Origin of the sequence: Spirillospora sp. NPDC052242 (genome assembly GCF_040679555.1) — a bacterium.
Classification (GTDB): Bacteria; Actinomycetota; Actinomycetes; order Streptosporangiales; family Streptosporangiaceae; genus Spirillospora.
This window is the reverse complement of record NZ_JBFAUZ010000029.1, coordinates 60,460-81,153: the sequence shown is the minus strand read 5'-3', so window position 1 is coordinate 81,153 and position 20,694 is coordinate 60,460. Positions and strand designations below refer to the sequence as shown.

General features: G+C 74.2%; 22 protein-coding genes. 13 read left to right on the top strand and 9 right to left on the bottom strand.

Going from position 1 to position 20,694, the window contains the following annotated elements:
• The first annotated feature begins 57 nt into the window (after positions 1–57).
• Both AB0L25_RS23725 and AB0L25_RS23720 read left to right on the top strand, forming a co-directional pair.
• Positions 58–963, top strand: a complete 906-nt coding sequence (locus AB0L25_RS23725) for a ferredoxin family protein (RefSeq protein WP_500174849.1) — start codon at positions 58–60, stop codon at positions 961–963.
• A 190-nt stretch (positions 964–1,153) separates the two neighbouring features.
• Positions 1,154–1,450: a WhiB family transcriptional regulator gene (locus AB0L25_RS23720; protein WP_021600082.1), complete on the top strand. Its 297-nt coding sequence runs from the start codon at positions 1,154–1,156 to the stop codon at positions 1,448–1,450.
• A 250-nt stretch (positions 1,451–1,700) separates the two neighbouring features.
• On the opposite strand, the gene AB0L25_RS23715 is transcribed toward AB0L25_RS23720, so the two are convergent.
• From AB0L25_RS23715 to AB0L25_RS23705, 3 genes are all read right to left on the bottom strand, one after another.
• Positions 1,701–2,426 carry a phosphoribosyltransferase gene (locus tag AB0L25_RS23715; RefSeq protein WP_500174847.1) on the bottom strand — a complete coding sequence of 242 codons (726 nt, stop codon included), beginning with the start codon at positions 2,424–2,426 and terminating at the stop codon, positions 1,701–1,703.
• A gap of 67 nt (positions 2,427–2,493) precedes the next feature.
• The gene (locus AB0L25_RS23710) at positions 2,494–3,477 is read right to left on the bottom strand and encodes a phosphotriesterase family protein (RefSeq protein ID WP_500174846.1); all 984 of its coding nucleotides are present in this window, start codon (positions 3,475–3,477) and stop codon (positions 2,494–2,496) included.
• Positions 3,478–3,516: 39 nt separating this feature from the next.
• Positions 3,517–4,593, bottom strand: coding sequence for a YihY/virulence factor BrkB family protein (locus AB0L25_RS23705; RefSeq protein ID WP_500174845.1), 1,077 nt, complete (start codon positions 4,591–4,593; stop codon positions 3,517–3,519).
• Between the two features lie 333 nt (positions 4,594–4,926).
• Between AB0L25_RS23705 and AB0L25_RS23700 the strand changes: the two genes are divergently transcribed.
• The 4 genes from AB0L25_RS23700 (at position 4,927) to AB0L25_RS23685 (ending at position 8,766) form a co-directional block, all read left to right on the top strand.
• Positions 4,927–5,139 (top strand): hypothetical protein, encoded by a 213-nt coding sequence (locus AB0L25_RS23700; RefSeq protein WP_500174844.1) that lies wholly within the window; start codon positions 4,927–4,929, stop codon positions 5,137–5,139.
• A gap of 282 nt (positions 5,140–5,421) precedes the next feature.
• Positions 5,422–7,089, top strand: coding sequence for a nitrite/sulfite reductase (locus AB0L25_RS23695; RefSeq protein WP_500174843.1), 1,668 nt, complete (start codon positions 5,422–5,424; stop codon positions 7,087–7,089).
• A 187-nt stretch (positions 7,090–7,276) separates the two neighbouring features.
• Complete coding sequence (locus AB0L25_RS23690; protein WP_500174842.1) at positions 7,277–7,987, top strand: phosphoadenylyl-sulfate reductase; 711 nt, start codon at positions 7,277–7,279, stop codon at positions 7,985–7,987.
• A gap of 20 nt (positions 7,988–8,007) precedes the next feature.
• The gene (locus AB0L25_RS23685; protein ID WP_500174877.1) at positions 8,008–8,766 is read left to right on the top strand and encodes a sirohydrochlorin chelatase; all 759 of its coding nucleotides are present in this window, start codon (positions 8,008–8,010) and stop codon (positions 8,764–8,766) included.
• Positions 8,767–8,790: 24 nt separating this feature from the next.
• On the opposite strand, the gene AB0L25_RS23680 is transcribed toward AB0L25_RS23685, so the two are convergent.
• Positions 8,791–9,735: a DUF1177 domain-containing protein gene (locus tag AB0L25_RS23680; RefSeq protein ID WP_500174841.1), complete on the bottom strand. Its 945-nt coding sequence runs from the start codon at positions 9,733–9,735 to the stop codon at positions 8,791–8,793.
• 96 nt (positions 9,736–9,831) lie between these two features.
• On the opposite strand from AB0L25_RS23680, the gene AB0L25_RS23675 reads away from it, so the two are divergent.
• From AB0L25_RS23675 to AB0L25_RS23665, 3 genes are all read left to right on the top strand, one after another.
• Complete coding sequence (locus AB0L25_RS23675; RefSeq protein ID WP_500174840.1) at positions 9,832–10,626, top strand: IclR family transcriptional regulator; 795 nt, start codon at positions 9,832–9,834, stop codon at positions 10,624–10,626.
• Positions 10,627–10,636: 10 nt separating this feature from the next.
• Positions 10,637–11,341, top strand: coding sequence for a dipeptidase PepE (gene pepE / locus AB0L25_RS23670; RefSeq protein WP_500174839.1), 705 nt, complete (start codon positions 10,637–10,639; stop codon positions 11,339–11,341).
• A 66-nt stretch (positions 11,342–11,407) separates the two neighbouring features.
• Complete coding sequence (locus AB0L25_RS23665) at positions 11,408–11,689, top strand: hypothetical protein (RefSeq protein WP_500174838.1); 282 nt, start codon at positions 11,408–11,410, stop codon at positions 11,687–11,689.
• A 116-nt stretch (positions 11,690–11,805) separates the two neighbouring features.
• On the opposite strand, the gene AB0L25_RS23660 is transcribed toward AB0L25_RS23665, so the two are convergent.
• Positions 11,806–12,537 (bottom strand): SDR family oxidoreductase, encoded by a 732-nt coding sequence (locus tag AB0L25_RS23660; RefSeq protein ID WP_500174837.1) that lies wholly within the window; start codon positions 12,535–12,537, stop codon positions 11,806–11,808.
• A 102-nt stretch (positions 12,538–12,639) separates the two neighbouring features.
• On the opposite strand from AB0L25_RS23660, the gene AB0L25_RS23655 reads away from it, so the two are divergent.
• On the top strand, positions 12,640–13,470 hold the full coding sequence (locus AB0L25_RS23655) for a helix-turn-helix domain-containing protein (protein ID WP_500174836.1): 831 nt from the start codon (positions 12,640–12,642) through the stop codon (positions 13,468–13,470).
• Between the two features lie 4 nt (positions 13,471–13,474).
• Here the strand turns inward: AB0L25_RS23655 and AB0L25_RS23650 are convergent, their stop codons facing one another.
• Entirely contained in the window at positions 13,475–14,161 is a 687-nt protein-coding gene (locus AB0L25_RS23650) for a DUF1707 SHOCT-like domain-containing protein (RefSeq protein WP_500174835.1), read from the bottom strand.
• Between the two features lie 170 nt (positions 14,162–14,331).
• Here AB0L25_RS23650 and AB0L25_RS23645 point away from each other — a divergent pair, with 170 nt between their 5' ends.
• Complete coding sequence (locus AB0L25_RS23645; RefSeq protein WP_500174834.1) at positions 14,332–15,957, top strand: acyl-CoA dehydrogenase family protein; 1,626 nt, start codon at positions 14,332–14,334, stop codon at positions 15,955–15,957.
• A gap of 108 nt (positions 15,958–16,065) precedes the next feature.
• On the opposite strand, the gene AB0L25_RS23640 is transcribed toward AB0L25_RS23645, so the two are convergent.
• From AB0L25_RS23640 to AB0L25_RS23630, 3 genes are read right to left on the bottom strand one after another with little or no spacing between them, the layout of a single operon-like run.
• Positions 16,066–17,262, bottom strand: coding sequence for a hypothetical protein (locus tag AB0L25_RS23640; protein WP_500174833.1), 1,197 nt, complete (start codon positions 17,260–17,262; stop codon positions 16,066–16,068).
• Positions 17,259–18,107, bottom strand: a complete 849-nt coding sequence (locus AB0L25_RS23635; protein ID WP_500174832.1) for a phosphate/phosphite/phosphonate ABC transporter substrate-binding protein — start codon at positions 18,105–18,107, stop codon at positions 17,259–17,261. Before AB0L25_RS23635 ends, AB0L25_RS23640 begins: the two co-directional genes overlap by 4 nt.
• Positions 18,098–19,276, bottom strand: a complete 1,179-nt coding sequence (locus AB0L25_RS23630; RefSeq protein WP_500174831.1) for an acyl-CoA dehydrogenase family protein — start codon at positions 19,274–19,276, stop codon at positions 18,098–18,100. Before AB0L25_RS23630 ends, AB0L25_RS23635 begins: the two co-directional genes overlap by 10 nt.
• Before the next feature lie 132 nt (positions 19,277–19,408).
• On the opposite strand from AB0L25_RS23630, the gene AB0L25_RS23625 reads away from it, so the two are divergent.
• Positions 19,409–19,957, top strand: a complete 549-nt coding sequence (locus tag AB0L25_RS23625; RefSeq protein WP_500174830.1) for a DUF4262 domain-containing protein — start codon at positions 19,409–19,411, stop codon at positions 19,955–19,957.
• 32 nt (positions 19,958–19,989) lie between these two features.
• Positions 19,990–20,589, top strand: a complete 600-nt coding sequence (locus AB0L25_RS23620; protein ID WP_500174829.1) for a GNAT family N-acetyltransferase — start codon at positions 19,990–19,992, stop codon at positions 20,587–20,589.
• The last annotated feature ends 105 nt before the right edge of the window (positions 20,590–20,694 follow it).

Genomic DNA, 20,694 nt, shown 5'->3' with positions numbered 1-20,694 from the left:
CCGGAGTTCTGTTAGGTTAACCTAACCTAATAGGCCAAGATCGGCGGGGGGTTCTCTTTGACGCGCGGCAAGGGCTGCGGGCACTGCCCGGGCAGTCACACCGGCGAGCGGCCGTGCCTGGCGAGCGCCACGACGAAGGCCCGCTCCTGGCTGCTCATCGAGCACCCGGGCCCGTGGCCGGAGCGCGTCGAGGACATCGCCGGGCCGGCGCCGGTCGTGCGGGCCGTGCGCGCCGCGCTGCGCGCGGGCGTCCGGCCGCAGCTCATCCGCCGGACCGGCCGCCGCCGCGCGATCCCGCCGATGCAGGTGTACGCGGCGTTCTCGGAGGGCGACCGCGTCTGGGCGGAGGGCCGCAAGCTCGCCGATCCGGAGGAGCTGGACGCCCTCGATCTGGACGCCCTCGCCGCGGGGCGCTCGCCGGGGCTGGGCGCGCCGGTCGTCGACCCCGTCCTGCTGGTGTGCACGCACGGCAAGCGCAACGCGTGCTGCGCCCGCACGGGCGCGCCGCTCGCGCGTTCGCTGGCGTCGCGTTTCGGGCCGCTCGTCTGGGAAACCACCCATGTCGGCGGTGACCGATTCGCGGCGAACCTGGTATGTCTCCCCCACGGCTTCTACTACGGCGACCTCGGCGAGACCGAGGCGATCGCCGCGGTGAACGCGTACCTGCGGGGCGAGATCGTCCTGGACCGGCTGCGCGGACGCGCCGGGACCCCCGAGCCCGCGCAGGCCGCCGAGCACTTCGTCCGGGCGCACACGGGACGGCTCGAAGTGGACGCCGTGAACGTGGAATCGCTCACAGGGACAACTCGGTACGAAGCGGTGGTCATCGTTCAGGGGAGCCGTTACCGGGTCGCCTTCGAGGCCGTGCAGCAGTCGGCCCCGTGCGGTCCGGACTGCGGGGAGAACCTGGAAACCTACATTGTTAGGGACCTCACCCTTCTCAACGCGGCGGCCCTCGTGTAATCTCTCGGAGGTCCCTTTAGAGGGCCTCCGTGTCGCACGTCCCCAGGATTCCGGAGTAACCGGACGGGGAACAGAGCGGCAACTCCAGACGTTGGACCATTCGGCGCTTCGCTTCTGACTCTCGTCATGTGAAGCACGTCGAGCGTCCATGTCCTTTGCTCAGTACGAAACCAATCAAGGTGGGTGTTCCATGGCTCAGGTACGTCGGCAGGCAAACCTCCCTCGTCCCAGCTGGGGCTGGCAGGACGCCGCGGCGTGCCGGGGGGAAGACCTCGTCCTCTTCTTCGGTCCCGACGGCGAGCGCCAGCCCGAGCGCGAGATTCGCGAGCGCAAGGCCAAGCAGATCTGCATGGGCTGCCCGGTCCGCACGGAGTGCCTGGACTACGCGGTGTCCCGGCCCGAGAAGTACGGCACGTGGGGCGGCCTCAACGAGGATGAGCGCGCGTCCGAGCGCCGGCGCCGGATGCGTCGCGCCAACGCCGCCTAGCCGACCGCGCACAGGGCGGCGAAGCCCCTGCAGTACCGGCCGCCCCAACCGCTCCCAGAACCACCCCGGCACGCCACCGAGAAAACGACACGGCCCCGCACCAGCGGGGCCGTTTGCGTTGCCCGTGCCCGGTCCCGAAGGACCGGGTACGGGCGTTTGCGTCACCCTTGCACCGTTCCGGAGTTCCCGAATTGCCGGGCGGTCGCCTTTTACCGCATCGAACGGCACCGCGTAAGCAATTTCCCGGAATTCATCTCGGTCCATTGTCGGGCGTGGTAGCGCGCCCGGCGCGTTCCAGCCAGCCGATCACGTCGCGGTCGGTGAGCTGATCGAAGTTCCGGTACCACTGCCCGACGGCGCGGAAGTCCCACGGCGCCGCCGGCACCACGAGGACGTCCACCTCCGCCGCCAGCCGCTCGACCGTCTCCGCCGCGCCCACCGGCACCGCCAGCGCCAGCAGCGACGGGCCACGCTCCCGCAGCGCCCGCACGGCCGCGCGGGCCGTCCCGCCGGTCGCCAGGCCGTCGTCGACCACCACGACCGGGCGTCCGGACGTCTCCGGCAGCGGCCGCCCGCCCCGGTAAACCGCCACCCGGCGGTCCAGTTCGGCGCGCTCGGCGGCGACCGTGTCCGCCAGGTCGTCCTCGGTGAGCCCGAGCCGCGCCAGCAGCCCGGCGTCGAACACCGGCGAGCCGCCCTCGGCGATCGCGCCCACGCCCAGCTCGGGCTGCGGCGGGTAGCCGATCTTGCGGGTCACCAGGACGTCCAGCGGCGCGTCCAGCCGCCGCGCGATCTCGTAGCCCACGGGGACGCCGCCGCGCGGCAGCGCCAGCACAGCGGCGCCCTCCAGCCCCAGCGGCGCCAGCCGCTCGGCGAGCACCCGGCCCGCCTCGGTCCGGTCCGCGTACGGGAGCCGGACCGTCTCGTCCCGCTGGATCTCCTCGCGCGTCCTGTTCCTCGTCCTGTCCCAGGGCATCGCGCACACCCCCTCCGGGGTCGCTTGCACCTTCACCCCGGAGCCCTACCCGCTCAGCGCGGTTCTGTCAGGCGGACAGCCACCTCAGCGGGTTGTCGCGCAGGATCCCGTCGAGGGTCGCGTCGTCGGCGCCGGCGGCGCGCAGCGCGGGCAGGAACGTCTCGAACAGGTAGCCGTACCCGGCGCCGCCGTAGCGGACGACCTGCGTCATGCGGGACACGCCGGTGCTCAGCAGCACCCGGTCGGCGTGCCCGGCGTCGAGCATGTCCATGACGGCGCGGACGCGGGCGCCGAGGGCGGCGTGGTCGTCCCCCGCCAGGCCCAGCGTCCCGAACGAGACGTACGCGCCCGCCTCGGCGATCTTGCGGTGCTGGCCGGGGTCGTCCACCCGGTCCTGCTGGCCGACGGCGACCCGCTCGGGCGCCAGCCCGGCCGTGGTGAGGATCTCCAGCTGGGCGAGGCCCGCGCGGCCGTAGGTGGCGACCGGCAGCCCGGAGTAGCGGGCGGCGCGGGCCGCGGCCCGCAGGCACAGCTCCTCCGCCTCGGTGGGCGCCTCGCCCCAGGTGCCGATCTCGCCGATCACGCCGGGCAGCGCGTTCGTCCCGTCCATGCCGAAGCCGATCTCGGCGAGCAGCCGCTCGGCCAGCCGGTCCACCGCGGACGGGCCGCCGCCGGACTCCCCGGCGGCCACCGCCTCGCGGACGAACGCGGGGTGGAACGGCTCGGTGAACACGCCGGTCGCGGCGACCACCGCGACCCGGGAGGCGGCCGCGATGCGGGCCAGCGACGCGGCGTCGCGGCCCATGCCCGCGCAGGTCAGGTCGACGACCAAGCCGAGGCCCCGGTCCGCGCGCAGCGCGGCCAGCTCGTGCTTGACGGCCTTCTCCTCGTCGAGCCAGCGGCGCGGGTCCGAGCCGACCATGGCGGGGCGCGCCGGCCACCGCAGGTCGAGCCGCAGATGCTCGTGGGAGAGCACGGGGCCGGTGATGTCGGACGTCGCGATCGCGCCGGTCACGGTCCGGATCCGGCGGGTCTCCTCACCAAGGGTCATGTACGCCGAGGTTACGACATGTTTAGCCTTATCATGGGTTTAACCGGCGGAGTTTTTACCGTCCGCCGCATCTCTCTCACCTGCGCCGTCACCGGCGTCGTCGTCCCCGGAGTCGTCACCGGAGTCGTCCCCCTGGGCGTCCCGGACGGCTCGCGCCCGCGCCGTCCCCGCGCTGGGCCACAGCCGGTCGATCTCCGCGTTCAGCGCCGCGCCGATCAGCACCGCGAACGCCGCCACGTAGAGCCAGGCGAGCACGGCGATCGCCGCCGCGAGCGACCCGTACACCGACACGCCGCGCAGCGACCCGGCCAGGTAGAGCCGCAGCGAGAAGCTGCCCGCGATCCAGATCAGCAGCGCCAGCACCGCGCCCGGCACCTCCCGGTACCAGGCCGTCCGCACGGGGACGCTCATGTGGTACAGCAGCGCGAGGAAGACGATCGACAGCGTCACCACGATCGGCCAGTACAGGACCCGGACGAACTCGGCGCTCTCCGGCAGCGCGTGCCGCACCAGCGTCGGCCCCAGCACCAGCAGCGGGATGACGACGAGCATCACCATCAGCCCGACCAGGTACAGGAAGAACGCGCGCAGCCGCGTCCGGATCACCCCGCGGACGCCCGACAGCCCGTACGCGATCGTGATCGTGTCGACGTACACGTTCGTCGCCCGCGACCCCGCCCACAGCGAGATCAGGTACCCGATCGACACGATGTTGGCGTTGCCGCCCCGGATCACGTCGTCGAGCAGCGGGACGACCACCGAGTCCACCGACGGCCCGGTCAGCACGGTGCGGGCCTGCTCGATCGCCCAGGAGCGGATCTCGGTGACGGTGCCGGGCCCGAGCGCGCCGCGCAGGTGCCCCATCGTGCCGATCAGGCCGATCACCAGCGGCGGCAGCGACAGCAGCGCGAAGAACGCCGCCTCGGCCGCGAGCCCGGTGACCCGGTGCCGGAACGCGGTCACGGTCGTTCCCTTGACCAGCAGCCACGCCACCCGCGGGGCGGCCTCCGCCCCGCGCCGCGCGCGCTGGAGCGGCCCGGTCCGCGGCCCCGGGTCCTCGTTCGTTTCCGCGCCCCCGCTCGGCGGGACGCCCTCGGCGTCGGAGACGGTCGTCACACCGCCTCACCGTAGGGCGTCGGCCGCCCGCCCGGGCGCCCGCGGCGTCCCGGACCGCCCGTCCCGCGGCTCCGCTCCGCGCGTCGCACGCCACCCCCCGTTCGGCCGATCGTCCCGTCCCGTTCCCCGGCCCCTCACTCTGACGCCACCGGGTGCCGTCCCGCCCAAGATCATCGCAGCCGTCCCCCGCCGCCGTCCCGGACGGCCGCCCGTCCGGGCGAGCCGCCCCGCCGCCCTTCCGCCCGTCCGACCGTCCGTCCGGCGGGCCCGCCGGGAGGGGTGGCGCGGGGCACACGGAAAACGGGAAGTGAGCATCGCCCATCATCGGGGACAATGGAACCCGTGATATGCGAGTCGTGCCGTGAGCGCCGCCACGAGGAGTGCCGTGGCGGTTCGTGGTGCGACTGCCAGCACCGGGACGGCCCCGCGACGCGTGCGACGACGACGTCCGGCACGCGGGACGACGCGCGGGGCGGACCGAGCCCGGAAGCCGGCGAGGACGCCGGGAAGAGCGAGCCGGCCGTGAACTGGCGGCGGCAGGGGTGAAACGATGACTCTTCTCACGCGTCCGCATCACGGACGTAACTGGACAGGCCGTGAGACGGCATGTCAGAGTTCCGGTATGACTGCTGCGGACCCGATGCTGGCCAAGCGCCGGCACGTGGACTTTCTGCGCGTCCGCAGCGCGATCTGTCGGTGACGCCCCGACCACGCCCCCGTATCGCTCCAGCCGGGCGCGTGGTGCATCGGCGTCACCCTTAACTCCTGCTCAGCGTCGAGCCGGCCGAACGAGACTGCCGGTGCGCTACGCGTCCCTCACGACCACAGATGAGGACGCGCGCCGTGCCACCCGCGATCAAGCGCAAGAAGGGCGAGGGCCAGTGGGCCCTCGGCTACCGGGAACCGCTCAACAAGAACGAAGAGAACAAGAAGAACGACGACGGGCTCAACGTCCGTCAGCGGATCATCGACATCTACTCGAAGACCGGCTTCGACTCGATCGACCCCGCCGACCTGCGGGGGCGGTTCCGCTGGATGGGGCTCTACACCCAGCGCAAGCCGGGCATCGACGGCGGTAAGACCGGGGCCCTCGAGGACGAGGAACTCGAGGACAAGTACTTCATGATGCGCGTCCGGATCGACGGCGGCCAGCTCAGCGGCCCGCAGCTCCGGACGATCGCCGACATCTCCACGACGTACGCGCGGGGCACCGCCGACATCACCGACCGGCAGAACGTCCAGCTGCACTGGGTGCGGATCGAGGACGTCCCGGCGATCTGGGAGCGGCTCGAGGCGGTCGGCCTGCACACGATCGAGGCGTGCGGCGACACCCCGCGCACGATCATGGGCTGTCCGCTGGCGGGGATCGCCGAGGACGAGATCATCGACGCGACGCCGCAGCTCCGCGACATCCACGACCGCTACATCGGCTCCCCCGAGTTCTCGAACCTGCCGCGCAAGTTCAAGACGACGCTGTCCGGCTGCACGTCGCACTGCACGGTCCACGAGATCAACGACGTCGCGTTCGTCGGGGTGAAGAACGACGAGGGCGAGACCGGCTACCAGGTGTTCGTCGGCGGCGGGCTGTCGACGAACCCGATGTTCGCGCAGAGCCTCGGCGTCTTCGTGAAGCCGGAGCAGACGCACGAGGTGTGGCACGGCGTCACCTCGATCTTCCGCGACTACGGCTACCGGCGGCTGCGCAACCGCGCCCGGCTGAAGTTCCTCGTCAAGGACTGGGGCGCGGCGAAGTTCCGCGAGGTGCTGGAGAAGGAGTACCTCGGGTACGCGCTGCCGGACGGCCCCGAGCCGACCGCTCCGCTCCCCAGCCGCGACCACGTCGGCATCCGGCGGCAGCAGGACGGCAACTTCTACGTCGGGTTCGCGCCGCGCGCCGGACGGGTGAACGGCGAGCTGCTCGGCGTCATCGGCGACCTCGCCGAGAAGTACGGGTCCGGCCGGGTCCGCACGACCATCGAGCAGAAGATGGTCATCCTGGACGTCCCGGAGGAGAAGACCGAGGCGCTCGCGGACGAACTGGCGAAGCACGACCTGCACGTGCGCCCGTCCACGTTCCGGCGGCAGACGATGGCCTGCACCGGCATCGAGTACTGCAAGCTCGCGATCGTCGACACCAAGCAGCGCGCGATGGACCTGATCGACGAGCTGGAGAAGCGGCTGCCCGACTTCGACCAGCCGCTGTCGATCAACGTGAACGGCTGCCCGAACGCCTGCGCCCGCATCCAGGTCGCCGACATCGGCCTCAAGGGCCAGCTCGTCGTGGACGAGAACGGCGACCAGGTCGAGGGCTTCCAGATCCACCTGGGCGGGCAGCTCGGCGCGACGTTCGGCAAGAAGGTCCGCGGGCTGAAGACCACCTCGGCCGCGCTCGGCGACTACATCGAGCGGGTCGTCCGCAACTTCGACGAGCAGCGCACCGACGGCGAGACGTTCGCGGCGTGGGTGCAGCGCGCCGACGACGCGGACCTCAAGTAGGGATACCGATGAGCGAACGGATGGCGCCCTTCTACTGCCCCTACTGCGGTGAGGAGAACCTCGAGCCCCGCGAGGGCGCGGGCTCGTGGTTCTGCCCCGACTGCGTCCGTTCCTTCAGTTTGAAGTTCCTCGGCGTTGGAGCACCCGGCACTACCGGAGCCCCCCGCACTACCAAGGAGAACTCCCGGTGACACTCCTGGAGACCGACAGACCGGCACTAGATCTCGAAGACGTCGTCGAATCCGCCGCCGCGGCGCTGGAGGGCGCGCCCACCCTGGAGGTCATCCGGTGGGCCGCCGCCACGTTCGGCGACCGCATCTGCCTCACCTCGTCCATGTCGGACGCGGCCCTGATCCACCTGGTGTCGAAGGTCAAGCCGGGCATCGACGTCCTGTTCGTCGACACCGGCTACCACTTCGCCGAGACGATCGGGACGCGCGACGCCGTCGAGGCCGTCTACCCGGTGAACGTGATCAACGTGACGCCGTCCCGGACGGTCGAGGAGCAGGAGGCGGCGCTCGGGCCGCGGCTGTTCGGCCGCAACCCCGACCTGTGCTGCCACCTGCGGAAGGTGGAGCCGCTCGGCCGCGCCCTGGAGGGCTACATGGCGTGGTTCAGCGGCATCCGGCGGGACGAGACCGCGAGCCGCCGCGACCGCAAGGTCGTGGAGTGGGACCGCAAGCGCGGCATGGTGAAGGTCAACCCGATCCTGGACTGGACCCAGGAGGAGATGGACAACTACATCGAGGACAACGGGGTCCTGGTCAACCCCCTGCACTACGACGGCTACCCCTCGATCGGCTGCGCGCCGTGCACCCGTCCGGTCGCGCCCGGCGAGGACCCCCGCAGCGGCCGCTGGGCCGGCCTGGGCAAGACCGAGTGCGGCATCCACCTGTGACCTATCCGACGACCCCGCCGATGGTCGCGGTCGCGCACGGGAGCCGGGACCCCCGTGCCGCCGCGACCGTCGCCGAACTGCTCCGCGCCGTCCGGATCCGACGTCCGGACGTGCCGGTGCTGCCGTCCTTCCTGGACCACGCCCCGCCCGCGCCCGACCGGGTGCTGGAAGGGCTGGTCCGGGACGGCTCGGACGCGGCGTCCGACGGCGACGGGATGGAGGCGGTGGTGCTGCCGCTGCTCCTCACCGCCGCGTACCACAGCAAGACCGACATCCCGGGCGTGCTGGCGCGGGTCCGGACCCGGCGCCCGCGGCTGCGGCTGCACACGGCCCGGACGCTCGGCCCGCACCCCCTCCTGACGGCCGCGCTGGAGCGGCGGCTCGCCGAGGCGGGCGTGCGGCCCGGCTCCCCCGACACGGCCGTCGTCGTGGTGTCGGCCGGTTCCAGCGACGCGTCCGCGAACGCGACCGTCGCCGCCCTCGCCGACCGCTGGCGCGCCCGCGGCTGGTGGGACGCCGCCGCGGCGTACGCGTCCGCCGCGAGCCCGACGCCCGCGGAGGCGGTGGCGGCGCTGCGCGAGGCGGGCGCCCCGCGCGTCGTCGTCGCGTCCTACTTCCTGGCGCCGGGCTACTTCACCGACAAGGTGCGGGACGCCGCCCTGGCCGCCGGCGCCGACGCCGTCTCCCCGCCGCTGGGCGCGGCGCCCGAGGTCGCCGAGCTGGTCGTGCGGCGGTACGACGAGGCGCTGCTGGCGGCGCGCGAGGCCGCCGCCGTCTGACCGGCCCGTCCGGCCGGGGCCCGGCTAGCCGACCCGGCCGAGGGTCTGCAGGTGGGCCAGGGAGCCGTACCGGGCGACGAGCGCCTCGTACTCGTCCTGGTCGTGGAAGGTCACCGCGCCCGCGCCGAACGCCTTGGCCGTCTCCACCGCGAACCGCGCCGCCGCGGCGATGTCGGTCTCGTGGCTGGCGCCGGTCGCGCAGCCGGGCACGGCGGACGCGGCGGTGACGGCGAGGCCGACGACCGGCGCGTCCGTCGCGGTCGCGGGCTGCAGGATCGAGTTCAGGTGGTAGACCCCGTTGCCGTACGGGGTGATGTCCTGGATGGTGATCGGGTACGTCACGGCCGGCTCGCCGGTGACGACCGACAGCAGGTTCGCCAGCCCGTCGCTGACCCGCAGGATGTAGCCCTGCTTGACCGTGGGCGACAGCGCCAGCCCCCGGTGGTTGATGATCGTGTTGCCCTTGGTGGTGTCGATCGACAGCACGGCGTCCATGTCGGACGTCACCTCGTGCTCGTTCATGACGGCGATGTCGACCGGCGAGTCCATGAACGGGACCGGGTCGTGCGGCTGCGTGGGGGCGTCCGGGCAGACGTGCGTGGCGATGACGACGTCGCCGTCCAGGACGTCGCCCCGGGAGCGCATCTCCAGCAGCTTCGCCGCCGCCGCGAGCGCCGCCGCCGCGCCGTCCCCGTCGGAGGTGAACCCGAGGACCTCGGGGCGGGCCCCGACGCCGCCGAGCCGTCCGACGATGCCGAGCGTGGGGGCGTCCCCGCCGGCGGAGCGGCCCCGCCGGCCCGGCACGCGGACGCGCACGAAGTCGGTGGTGCCCTTGTCTCCGGTGACGGTGACGACCTCCGCGCCGGAGCCCGCGGGACCCGCGGCGGCGTCGAGGAGCCGGGCGAGGGAGCGCCCGGACGCGGCCGGGTCGTCGAGGCGGTCGATCACGGCGAGGACGTGCTTGAGCATGGGCCTTCCTTGCTGGCGAGGAGCGTGTTTCCCCAGGTTGCAGCGCTATTATCGGAATAAGCAACTTTGTCCCGCTATTCGCAACGGGGAGCAGGCATGGGCACGGGCTTCGCCGCCGACCGCGACACCCCGCGCGGCCTCCTGCAGACGGCCGACCGCGCGCTGCTCGTCCTCCTCGGCTTCGACCGGCACCGCACCGACTGGGGCGTCACCGAGGTCGCCGAGGAGTTCGGGTGGGACAAGTCCGTCGCCCAGCGGGTCCTCGCGACCCTCGCGCACCGCGGCTTCCTCGTCGCCGACCCCGACACCCGCCGCTACCGCATCGGCCCCGCCGCCCTGCACCTCGGCCGGACGTGGGAACGCTCGGGCTCCCTGCGCATGCTCGTCACGCCGATCCTCGCGGACCTGGCGGCGCTGACCGGCGACACCGCGCTGCTCTCGGTCCCGGACGGCTTCCACATCCGGTGCGTCGCCGCGGTCGACGGCGAGGAGGGGCCGCTCCGCTACTACCCGCTGGTCGGCGAGCTCTACCCGGCGCACGCGGGCGCGACCGCCCAGGCGTACTTCGCGTTCGTCCCCGAGGACCGGCGCCGCCGCCTGTTCCGCGACCGTCCGATGGCCCGCTTCACCGACCGCACCCTCACCGACCCGGACGCGCTCGAACGCCGCTTCCACCGCGTCCGCGAACTCGGGTACGCGTTCACGATCGGCGAGTACGACGCCCACGTCGCGACCCTCGCCGTGCCCGTCCACCTGCACGGGGAGCCGTACGGGAGCCTCAGCCTCGGCGGCCACGAGGACCGCTTCGAGGCCCCGGTGGACCGCCTCCCCCGCCTCCGCCGCGCCGCCGAACAGGTGGAGCGGCTGCTGACCGGCGCCCGCCGCCACTGAAAGGAGCACTGTGGAACTGCTGCTGCTGTCGAACTCGACGAACCACGGCCGCGCCTACCTCGAGCACGCCCTCGACACGGTGACCGCGTTCGTCGGCGCGGGCTCCGCGCTCGCGTTCGTCCCGTACGCGCTCGCCGACCACGACGCCTACACCGACGTCGTCCGCACGGCCCTCGAACCCCGCGGGATCACCGTCCGCGGGGCGCACGCCTCCGGACTCGACGGCGCCGACGCGGTGTTCGTCGGCGGCGGCAACTCCTTCCGCCTGCTCCGCGACCTGTACCGGACCGGCCTGCGGGACGAACTGCGCGACGCCGTCCGGGGCGGCCTCCGGTACATGGGCGCGAGCGCCGGGACGAACATGGCGTGCCCCACCCTGCGGACCACGAACGACATGCCGATCGTGCAGCCGCCGAGCTTCGAGACCCTCGGGTTCGTCCCGTTCCAGATCAACCCGCACTACATCGACCCGCGCCCCGGCGACACGCACATGGGCGAGACGCGGGAGCAGCGGCTCGCGGAGTTCCTCGAGTGCAACGACGTGCCCGTCCTCGGCCTGCGCGAGGGCACCTGGCTGCGCGTGTCGGACGGCACCGCGACGCTCGGCGGCCCCCTCGACGCCCGCCTGTTCCGCCGCGCCGAGCCCCCGCGCGAACTCCCCGCGGGCGCCGACGTCTCCTTCCTCCTGACCGCTCCCGCCGCCTTCGACGCCTGACCGCCGACCGCCAGTCCCGACCGGCGCGGCGCGTTCGATGGGCGGAACGTCGGGTATGCGCGCGTTATGAACGAACGCGAATCCTCCGAAGAATCGGGCCACGAGCCTCGCGAGACGCACGACCGCGCGTTCGCGCCCGTGAACCAGGGATCGGACGCGCGGGGCCGGACGCGCCCGGGCGCGCCCGTCCCGCACCGCGCCCGGGACGGCGAGGAGGCCGAGACGAACGGCGGCGGCACCGAGATCAGCGGCACCGGCACGCCCGGCGTGAAGCGCGAACACCCCGACTCCCTCCCGGCGGACGAACGCGGCGTCACCGAAGCCGAACGCCACGACGACACCCGCTGACCCCCGCCCCCGGGCGGGGGGTCAGCGGGCGGGCCGCCCCCGAGCGGCCGCGCCCCCGACCGGCCGCGCCCCCGAGCGGCCGCGCCTTCGAGCAGGCGCACCATGGGTCGGGGCGGTCAGCGCTGGGCGGCGGGGCGGACGACGATCTCGTTGACGTCGACGTCGGCCGGTTGCGCGAGGGCGTAGGAGACGGCCGCGGCGATCGCGTCCGGGGCGATCGCATTCGCCCGGTAGGCGCGCATCGCCTCCGCGGCGCCCGGGTCGGTGATGGAGTCGGCGAGTTCGGACGTGACGACGCCCGGGGACACGGTGGTGACCCGGATCGAGGGGGCGGACTCCAGGCGGAGGCCCTCGGTGATGGCCCGGGCGGCGTGCTTGGTGCCGCAGTAGACGGCGGCGGTCGGGGACACCTCGTGGGCGCCGATGCTCGCGATCGTGACGAAGTGCCCGGAGTCCTGGGCGGTGAAGCGGGGCAGGACCGCGGCGATCGAGTGCAGCAGCCCGCGGACGTTCACGTCGATCATCCGGTCCCATTCGTCGACGAGCAGCGCGTCGAGGCGCGACAGCGGCATGATCCCGGCGTTCGCGACCATGGCGTCGACGCGGCCGAAGCGGTCGCAGGCCGTCCGGACGAACGCCTCGACGTCGGCGCGGTCGGTCACGTCGAGGCGCAGCGGGAGCAGGCTCCCGGGTTCCTTCGCGGTGCGTTCGGCGAGGGCGTCCAGCCGGTCGGTGCGCCGGGCGCCCGCGACGACCCGGTGTCCCTCGCGGACGAGTCCGGCGGCGACGGTCTCGCCGATCCCGCTGCTGGCTCCGGTCACGAGAATGGTCTTGTTGTCGTTCGACATGTCCTCGACCCTGCCCGCGCCGCGCGTCCGGCGGCAGTGCGGGCTCTTCCTGGGAGCGCCGCACCCAGGAAGACCGGCGGGCCGCCGCCTAGGCTGGACGGCATGTCACGTTCCGAACTCGGCGCCTACCTCACGGCACGGCGGGCGCAGGTCTCACCGGACGACGTCGGCCTGCCGAGCACGGGCCACCGGCGGGTTCCGGGGCTGCGGCGGGAGGAGGTCGCGATGCTGGCGGGGGTCAGCGCCGACTACTACGTCCGGCTGGAGCAGGGCCGCGAGCGGACGCCGTCCCCGCAGGTCGCCGACGCCCTCGCGGACGCGCTGCGGCTGGGCGAGGACGGCCGGCTGCACCTGTTCCGGCTGGCCGGGCTCGGCCCGCGCGACCGGGGCGCCGCCGTCCCGGCCCGCGTCGACCCGGGCCTGCTGCAGCTGATGAGCGCGTGGCCGAGCAATCCCGCGATCGTCTACAACCGGGCCTACGACGTGCTGGCCTCCAACGCGATCGCGGACGCGCTGTTCCACGACTGGGCGCACTCGCGCAACCTCATGCACGTCGTGTTCACCGACCCTGCGGCGCGGGAGTTCTACCGGGACTGGCGCGACGTGGCGCGGAACGCGGTGGCCGGGTTCCGGCTCGGGCACGGCCAGGCACCGGACGATCCACGGGTGCGGCGCGTGCTGGCCGATCTGCTCGACGCGAGCCCGGAGTTCGCGGAGCTGTGGGCGCGGCACGACGCGCGGGGCAAGTCGCTGGAGCACAAGCGGTTCGTGCACCGCGACGTCGGCCCGGTGACGCTGACGATGCAGACGTTCGACGTCCGGTCGAGCCCGGGGCAGGAGCTGGTCGTGTACCACGCGGAGCCGGGGTCGGCGAGCGCCGAGGCCCTCGCGCTCCTCGGCTCGCTCGCCGCGACGTCCCGCCGGGACGGCTGAGCCGTCAGGAGTTGCGGTCGCGCCACCAGGCGGCGATGGCGCGGCGGACGGGGGCGTGGTGCTCGTCGTCGACGATCTTCACGTCGCCCATGACGGCGCGGGCGGTGACGCGGACGACCGGGACGCGGGCGCCGCCGCCGGACTCGCGGACGGCGACCCGGCGATCGCCGAGGAACGCGTAGCCGTCCAGCTCGACGGCGATCCCGTCCGGCACGATGATCTTCACGTCGCCCATGACGGCGGTGGCCTGCACGCGGACCACCCCGGTGGGCACCTGGGCGCCGCGCAGGTCGAGCTCGACGTCGCCCATCACCGACACGGCTTCCAGCGGCTCGTCGATGCGGCCGACGATGCGCTCCTTGCAGTCCCCCATGATCGCGCTGAACCGGCGCTTGACCTGGAGCGGGGCGGGCTCGGCGCCGGGGGCGCCCATGCCGGGCAGGTCGGCGGTGATCATTTCGAGGTCGTCGCGGGACACCGCCGCGTACGCGGCCTCGGTGCGCTCGGTGAGCTCCTCGAGCGTGAGCCGGCCCTCGACGGAGGCGACCCGCAACCGCTCGACCACCGCCTCCCGCTCGGCGTCGGACGCGCGGACGCCGGGAGTCGCGGGACGGTCGGGGCGCGGGGCGGGCGCCGGATCCTTCGAGCCGCCGGGGGACGGCGATCCCGGCTGCGGGGTGGACTGACTCATGGTTCCGAAGGTATGCCCCCGGGGCCTTTGTACAATCCGCCGCGCGGACGAGATGCCCCCACCACTTCAGGAGGATGCTCCGCGCGGGCCCTCCTGACATGATCATCTACCGCGCCGAACACTGTTCGGTAGGGTGGGCGCGAACGACGCCCGCGGGGAGGGAGCGTGCCGTGACCCACGAGGTTCTCAACCAGGTGCCGCCGCTCGCGGGCCACGACGTCGCCGACGAGGCGGCGCTGCTGGACGGCCTGGCGCGCGAGGGCGCCGGCTGGGCGGTCGGCGAGGTGCGCGAGCTGGGCCGGCTGGCGGGCACCGAGCACGCGCAGGAGCAGGGCCGGCTCGCGAACGAGCACCCGCCCGTCCTGCGCACCCACGACCGGTACGGGCACCGCATCGACGAGGTCGAGTTCCACCCGGCCTGGCACGAGCTGATGACCGTGGCCGTCACGCACGGCCTGCACGGGTCCGCCTGGACGGACGGACGCGCGGGCGCGCACGTCGCGCGGGCCGCGAAGTTCTACGTGTGGCGGGTCGACGCGGGCCACGGCTGCCCGATCTCGATGACGTACGCGTCCGTCCCGGCACTGCGGCGCGAGCCGGAGCTCGCCGCAGTGTACGAGCCGCTGCTCGCCGCGCCGGAGTACGACTACGGGCTGCGCGCCCCGCTGACCAAGCGCGCGCTGCTCGCGGGCATGTCGATGACCGAGAAGCAGGGCGGTTCGGACGTCCGCGCCAACACCACCCGCGCGACGCCGCAGCCCGACGGCACGTACCGTCTCGTCGGGCACAAGTGGTTCACGAGCGCGCCGATGTGCGACGTGTTCCTCACGCTGGCGCAGGCCCCGGGCGGCCTGACGTGCTTCCTGGTCCCGCGCGTCCTGCCGGACGGGACGCTGAACCCGCTGCGGCTGATGCGGCTCAAGGACAAGCTCGGCAACCGGTCCAACGCGTCCGCGGAGATCGAGTACGACGACGCGGTCGCGTGGCGCGTCGGGGACGAGGGACGCGGCGTCCGCACCATCATCGAGATGGTGAACATGACCCGGCTGGACTGCGTGATCGGCGCGGCGGCCGGGATGCGGCACGGGGTGACGGCGGCCGCGCACCACGCCGCGCACCGCGCCGCGTTCGGCCGCGACCTGATCGACCAGCCGCTGATGCGCAACGTCCTGGCCGACCTCGCGATCGAGTCCGAGGCCGCCACGACCCTGATGCTGCGGCTCGCCGGGGCGACCGACCGGTCGGTGCGCGGCGACGAGACCGAGGCGGCGGTCAAGCGGCTCGGCCTCGCGGTCGGCAAGTACTGGGTGTGCAAGCGCTGGCCCGCGCACGCCGCCGAGGCCCTGGAGTGCCTGGGCGGCAACGGCTACGTGGAGGAGTCCGGCATGCCCCGGCTGTTCCGCGAGTCCCCACTGAACGGCATCTGGGAGGGCTCCGGCAACGTAGCCGCCCTCGATCTCCTGCGCGCGACCCTGCGCGAGCCGCACACCCTGGAGGCGTTCTTCGACGAAGTCGACCTCGCCCGCGGAGCCGACCCGCGCCTCGACGCCGCCGTCAAGGAAGCCAAGGACGGCTTCACCGACACCGCCACGATCGAGTTCCGCGCCCGCCGCGTCGCCGAACGCCTGGCACTCGTCTTCCAGGGTTCCTTGCTGGTCAGACACGGTCACCCGGCCGTGGCCGACGCCTTCTGCGCCACCCGCCTCGCCGGCGACCGGGGCACCGCCTTCGGCACCCTCCCCCCGGGCCTCGACCTGGCCCCGATCATCGACCGCGCGGTACCGAAGATCGGCTAGCGCCCGCCCGCGGGACGGCGTCGAGGCAGCTTCGGCGGTCGCCGGGGCTCGGGTCGCGCCCGTGCCGCGTGCGGCGTCTGGCAGCCGAGCGGGCCGAAGCCGGTGGGGTCACATGAAGTTGCGGGTGTGCAGGGCGGACAGTTCCGCCGCCTCGTCCGGGGGGAAGCCGAGCCGCTCCAGCCGGTGCCGCCGTCCCTCGTCCATTCCCTCGCGGAGCCGCCGCACCGCGCGGTGACCGGACGCGATCGCGGCGGGCGTCCACTCCCCCGCCGCGAGGACGACGAGCGCGTCGAACACGTCCGCGTTCAGCCCGGCCGTGTCGCGCAGCGCGTCGTGGCGCCGCTCGACGGCGCCGCGCAGCCGGCCGCGCAGCGCCGGGTCGAGCTTCGCGCGGTGCTCCAGGTGGGCGACGCCGAACGCGACGTGGCGCGCCTCGTCCCGCCGGGCCAGCCGGACGGCCGCGCGCGTGACGGGGTCGGGCGCGTGCCGGTCGAGGAACGACAGCAGGTCGAGGAACGCGCCCTCGCCGAGGACCGAGAGCAGGAACGAGGCGAGCGAGAAGTCCGGTTCCGCGAGCAGCGTCGCGAGCGAGGCGCGGCCGCCCGCCGACGACGTGCCCATCTCCCCGCCGCGCAGCAGCGCCCGCCGCGCGAACACCTCCACGTGCCGGGCCTCGTCGGCCGCCTGGACGGCCAGCAGCTGCAGGACCTCCCGGAAGTGCGGGTGGACGCGGGCGAGCAGCCGCGCCGGGACGACCAGCGCCGCCTGCTCGTTCTCGACCAGGTACGTCATCACCTGGACGACCGCCCGCTCGACCTCGGCCGGGATCGCGAACGCGGCGTCCCACGGGACGGCCGTCGCGGGGTCCCACTGGGCGGACGCGGCGTGCGCGTAGAGGCGCGGGGCGATGTCGGCCCACACGACGTCGCGGTCGGCCAGGTCGGCGCCGAGCGCGGGGCCGCCCGGTTCGACGAGCGCCCCGCGCGCCGCGAGCCCCCAGCGGGGGTCCGGGCGCCGCACGATGCCGCCGGGCGCGGGCGCCCCCGCCCGTTCGGCGCCCGCCCACCGATCGAGATCCGCCCGCCCCCGGACGATCCGGCCTCGGAGCCGGGTGGTGGGCGGGTCTTCGGGCGGGGTGAAGCGGTGGCCTTCGGTGCGGCACCAGGCGGCCAGGTGGACGGGCAGGGCCGGGTCGGTGCCCGTGACGGCCAGTTCGTCCCCGGGTGCGAGGTCGGACAGGGCGTGCCGGACGAGCAGGTGCGCGCCGTGCTCGAAGCCGAGTTCTCCCAGGTCGAGGGCCCTCACGGGGTGTAGCCGCGCGCGGTCACCCGTCCGTCCGCGTCGTAGAAGCCGGTCTCGTCGACGGCCCGCTCCAGCGCGGCGTAGCCGTCGTCGCGGCCGTCCTCCCAGGCCTTGAGGCCCTCGAGGTCCAGCAGCGGGCGGGCGTCCGGGTCGGCGAAGCTCATCGACAGCAGCAGCCCGGCGAACCGTTCCGCGGCCCTCTCCGGCACCGAGTCGGACACCGTGAGGTTGCAGTGGTCGTAGGGCGGGGTCTGCGCGAGCACCCGGGTCCCGCCGGGAGGCAGGACGCCCTCGGTGCCGAACAGGAGGTGGTTCGCGTCGACCATGCAGGCGGCGGCGACCTCACCGGACGCCAGCGCCCGGGCCGCGTCCCGCTCCCCGCCGACGTGGTCGCCGTGCAGGCCCACGCCGGTGTCGAACCGGCGGACGTCCACGTCCGTCCCCGGGACCAGGCCGTGCGTGCGCAGGTGCGACAGCGGAAGCAGCGTGGCCTGCGGCGAGTCGACGGCGCCGACCGCGACCGTCGCGCCCCGCAGGTCGCCGACGGACGTGACCGGCGAGCCCTCGCGCACGACGATCACCGAGGTCAGGTCGCGGTCGGTGTCGCGCATGACGAGCGGACGGACGCGGCGGCCGCGCGCCTCGGCGAGGCGGCGCGCCCGGATCCAGGCGAGCGGCGAGTTCCACGCCGCGTGGATCCGGCCGAGGGCCAGGTCCTCGACCTGCCGCTCGTAGTTGGAGTACAGGACGAAGTCGAACGCGAACCCGCGCGCGGCGAGCCACGCGCGGAACCCGGTCCAGATCGTCACGACCTTCGGGTCGTAGGCGACCGCCCCCATCAGCAGCATCGGGTCTCCTCTCCGAACAGCGGCAGGCCGAGGCCCGCCCGGGCGACGAAGTCGTGCAGCGCCTCGGTCGTCGGCGCCATGACGCGGGAGGCCAGCGCGTCCCGGAAGCGGCGCTCGACGGGCGTGCCCCGGACGAACGCCGACCCGCCGCACAGCCGCAGCACCCCGTCGGCGACCTCGGCGGCCGCCTCCCCCGCGACGGCCTTGACCTGCAGGACCCGCAGCGTCGCGTCCGCGCGTCCGGTGCCGAGCGCGTCGAGGGTGTCGCGCAGGAACGCGCGGGCCTCGTCCACCCGGATGCGGAGCCGGGCGTAGGCGGCGCGGGTCGCCGGGTCGTCCGCGGGGGTCCGGCCGAGGTGCTCGAAGCGAGTTCCGGTCATGCGGTCGCGGGCGGCGTCCATCAGCGCCTCCATGACGCCGAGGGAGAACGCCCCGCCGAGCACGAGGAACGTGGGGAGCGCCGTGCCGAGCGCGATGTCGAGCCCGGCGCCGTCCGCGCCCAGCATCGCGCCGGGCGGGACCCGGACGCCGTCCGCGGTGACCGGGCTCGACGCGTTGCCGCGCAGGCCCAGCCCGTCGAACGGGCCGCCGACGGTCAGGCCGGGCGCGCCGGACGGCACGTGCCACAGCGTCATCGGGCCCCGCGCGGCCAGCGGGCGGCTCGACCACACGTACCCGTCGGCCTCCCCGGCGGAGGTGACGAAGCTCTTGCGGGCGTCCAGCCGGACGGCGGAGCCCGCGGGCGCCGCGGTGCCGAGCGGCGCCCAGAAGTGGCTGCGCGACCCGGTCTCGGAGAACGCGAGGGTGGCGAGGTGCTCGTCGGCGGCGATGGCGCGGCGGACGTCGTCCGGTCCGTGCGCCTCCAGGACCGCGGTCGCGGCGTAGTGCATGAGGACGACCATCGCCGTGGACCCGCACGCCCCGGCGAGCCGCTCGACGACGCGGGCGGCGTCCGCGAGGCCGCGCCCCGCGCCGCCGGCCTCCGGGGCGCTCAGCAGGCCGAGGGCGCCCGCGGCGGCGAGCGCCGCGACGCCCTCCCGGGGGAACGCCCCGGTCTCGTCCACCGCGGCGGCGTTCGGGGCGACGACGTCGGCGACCGCGGCGTCGACGCGGGCGTCGAGTGCCGCCGCGTCGGCGGCGCGGGGTTCGGGCATGACGGCAGAGGTCACAGGGTTCTCCCACGGGTCGGCGGGCCGCCGACGCATGATCATCGGCAGGCGCCGTAGGGTGCTGTTCCTCCGTCCGCGCAGTTCAAACGGCTCGCCGCCCGCGGCGCGCGCGGGTCGCCGTAAGCTTGCGGCATGCCCGACGGTCCGCCCCCCTGCGCGTGCGTGCTCTGCCACGACTACGGCGACCGCGACCGGCTGGACAACTTCCTCCTCCGCACGATGGTCCACATCACCCAGTACGGGTGGAGCGTGGTGCTGCACCATTCGGACGACATCGGCCCCGGCTGGGCGTACACGATCGGGCTGTGGCACACCCACCGGGTGCCCGAGCTCGCCATGTTCGGCGGGGACGTGTACGAGATGGAGGAGTCGCTGGATCTGCTCGGCCGGCAGTCCGCCGAGGGCCGCCCGCCCGCCGACGGCGAGCGCCGCGACGGCGTCGTCCGGGACCGGCCCGCCGGGTTCCGCGCCGTCGACCGCCGCTGGTACGAGGCGCTGCTGCGCGGCGCCGTCGCGTTCTACCGGCGGACGCCGCCGCCGTTCCTGCAGGTCCTGTGGCCGAACGCCGACGGCCTGTTCCCCTGGCAGCCCGGCACCGACCTGCCGTTCCGGCGCTCGCAGCCCTGGCTGTGGCTGTCGCCCGGCCAGCACTCCCCGGGCGTGTGGACGCGACGGCTCTGAGCGGCTCCGGGGGCGTGGCGTAGGATCGGCGGGTGTACGGGCCGATCGCGGAGACCATCCGGACGCAGCGGCTCGTGCTGGAGCCGCCGGCGCCGCACCACGCCGACGAGATGGCCCCCGTTCTGGACGACCGCCGACTGCACCGCTACATCGGCGGCGAGCCCCTCACCCGCGACGAGCTCCGCGAACGCTACGCGCGGCTGGCCGCCGGCCCGGCCCCGTTCCACCAGGAGTACTGGCTGTACTGGATCGTCCGCCGCGTCCGCGACGGCCGGGCCGTCGGCTACGTCCAGGCGACGGTGCGGCCCGCGCCCGGCCGCTACGCCGTCGCGCCGCCCGCCTCGGGCTCGACGGTCACCCCGGCGCCGCCCGCCACGGTCGCGTCGGTCGCGTGGGTGATCGGCATGCCCTACCAGGGGTTCGGGTTCGCGACCGAGGCCGCCCGCGCCCTGGTCGGCTGGCTCCGCGACCGCGGCGTCGACGAGATCGTCGCGCTGATCCACCCCGCGAACCGGCCGTCCGCCGCCGTCGCCGCCCGGCTCGGGCTGCGCCCCACCGCCGAGACCGCCGACGACGAGACCGTCTGGCGCCTCCCCGCCGGCGACGCCACCGGTACGGACACGCCGGGATGACACTCTGATATCGGGCGGTGGCGGGCGGGCCGGACACGGGTACGTCAGAATCGGCTGCGCAGTGGCGCGCGGGACGAGACGGCCGTACCGAGACGGCGGGGAGTG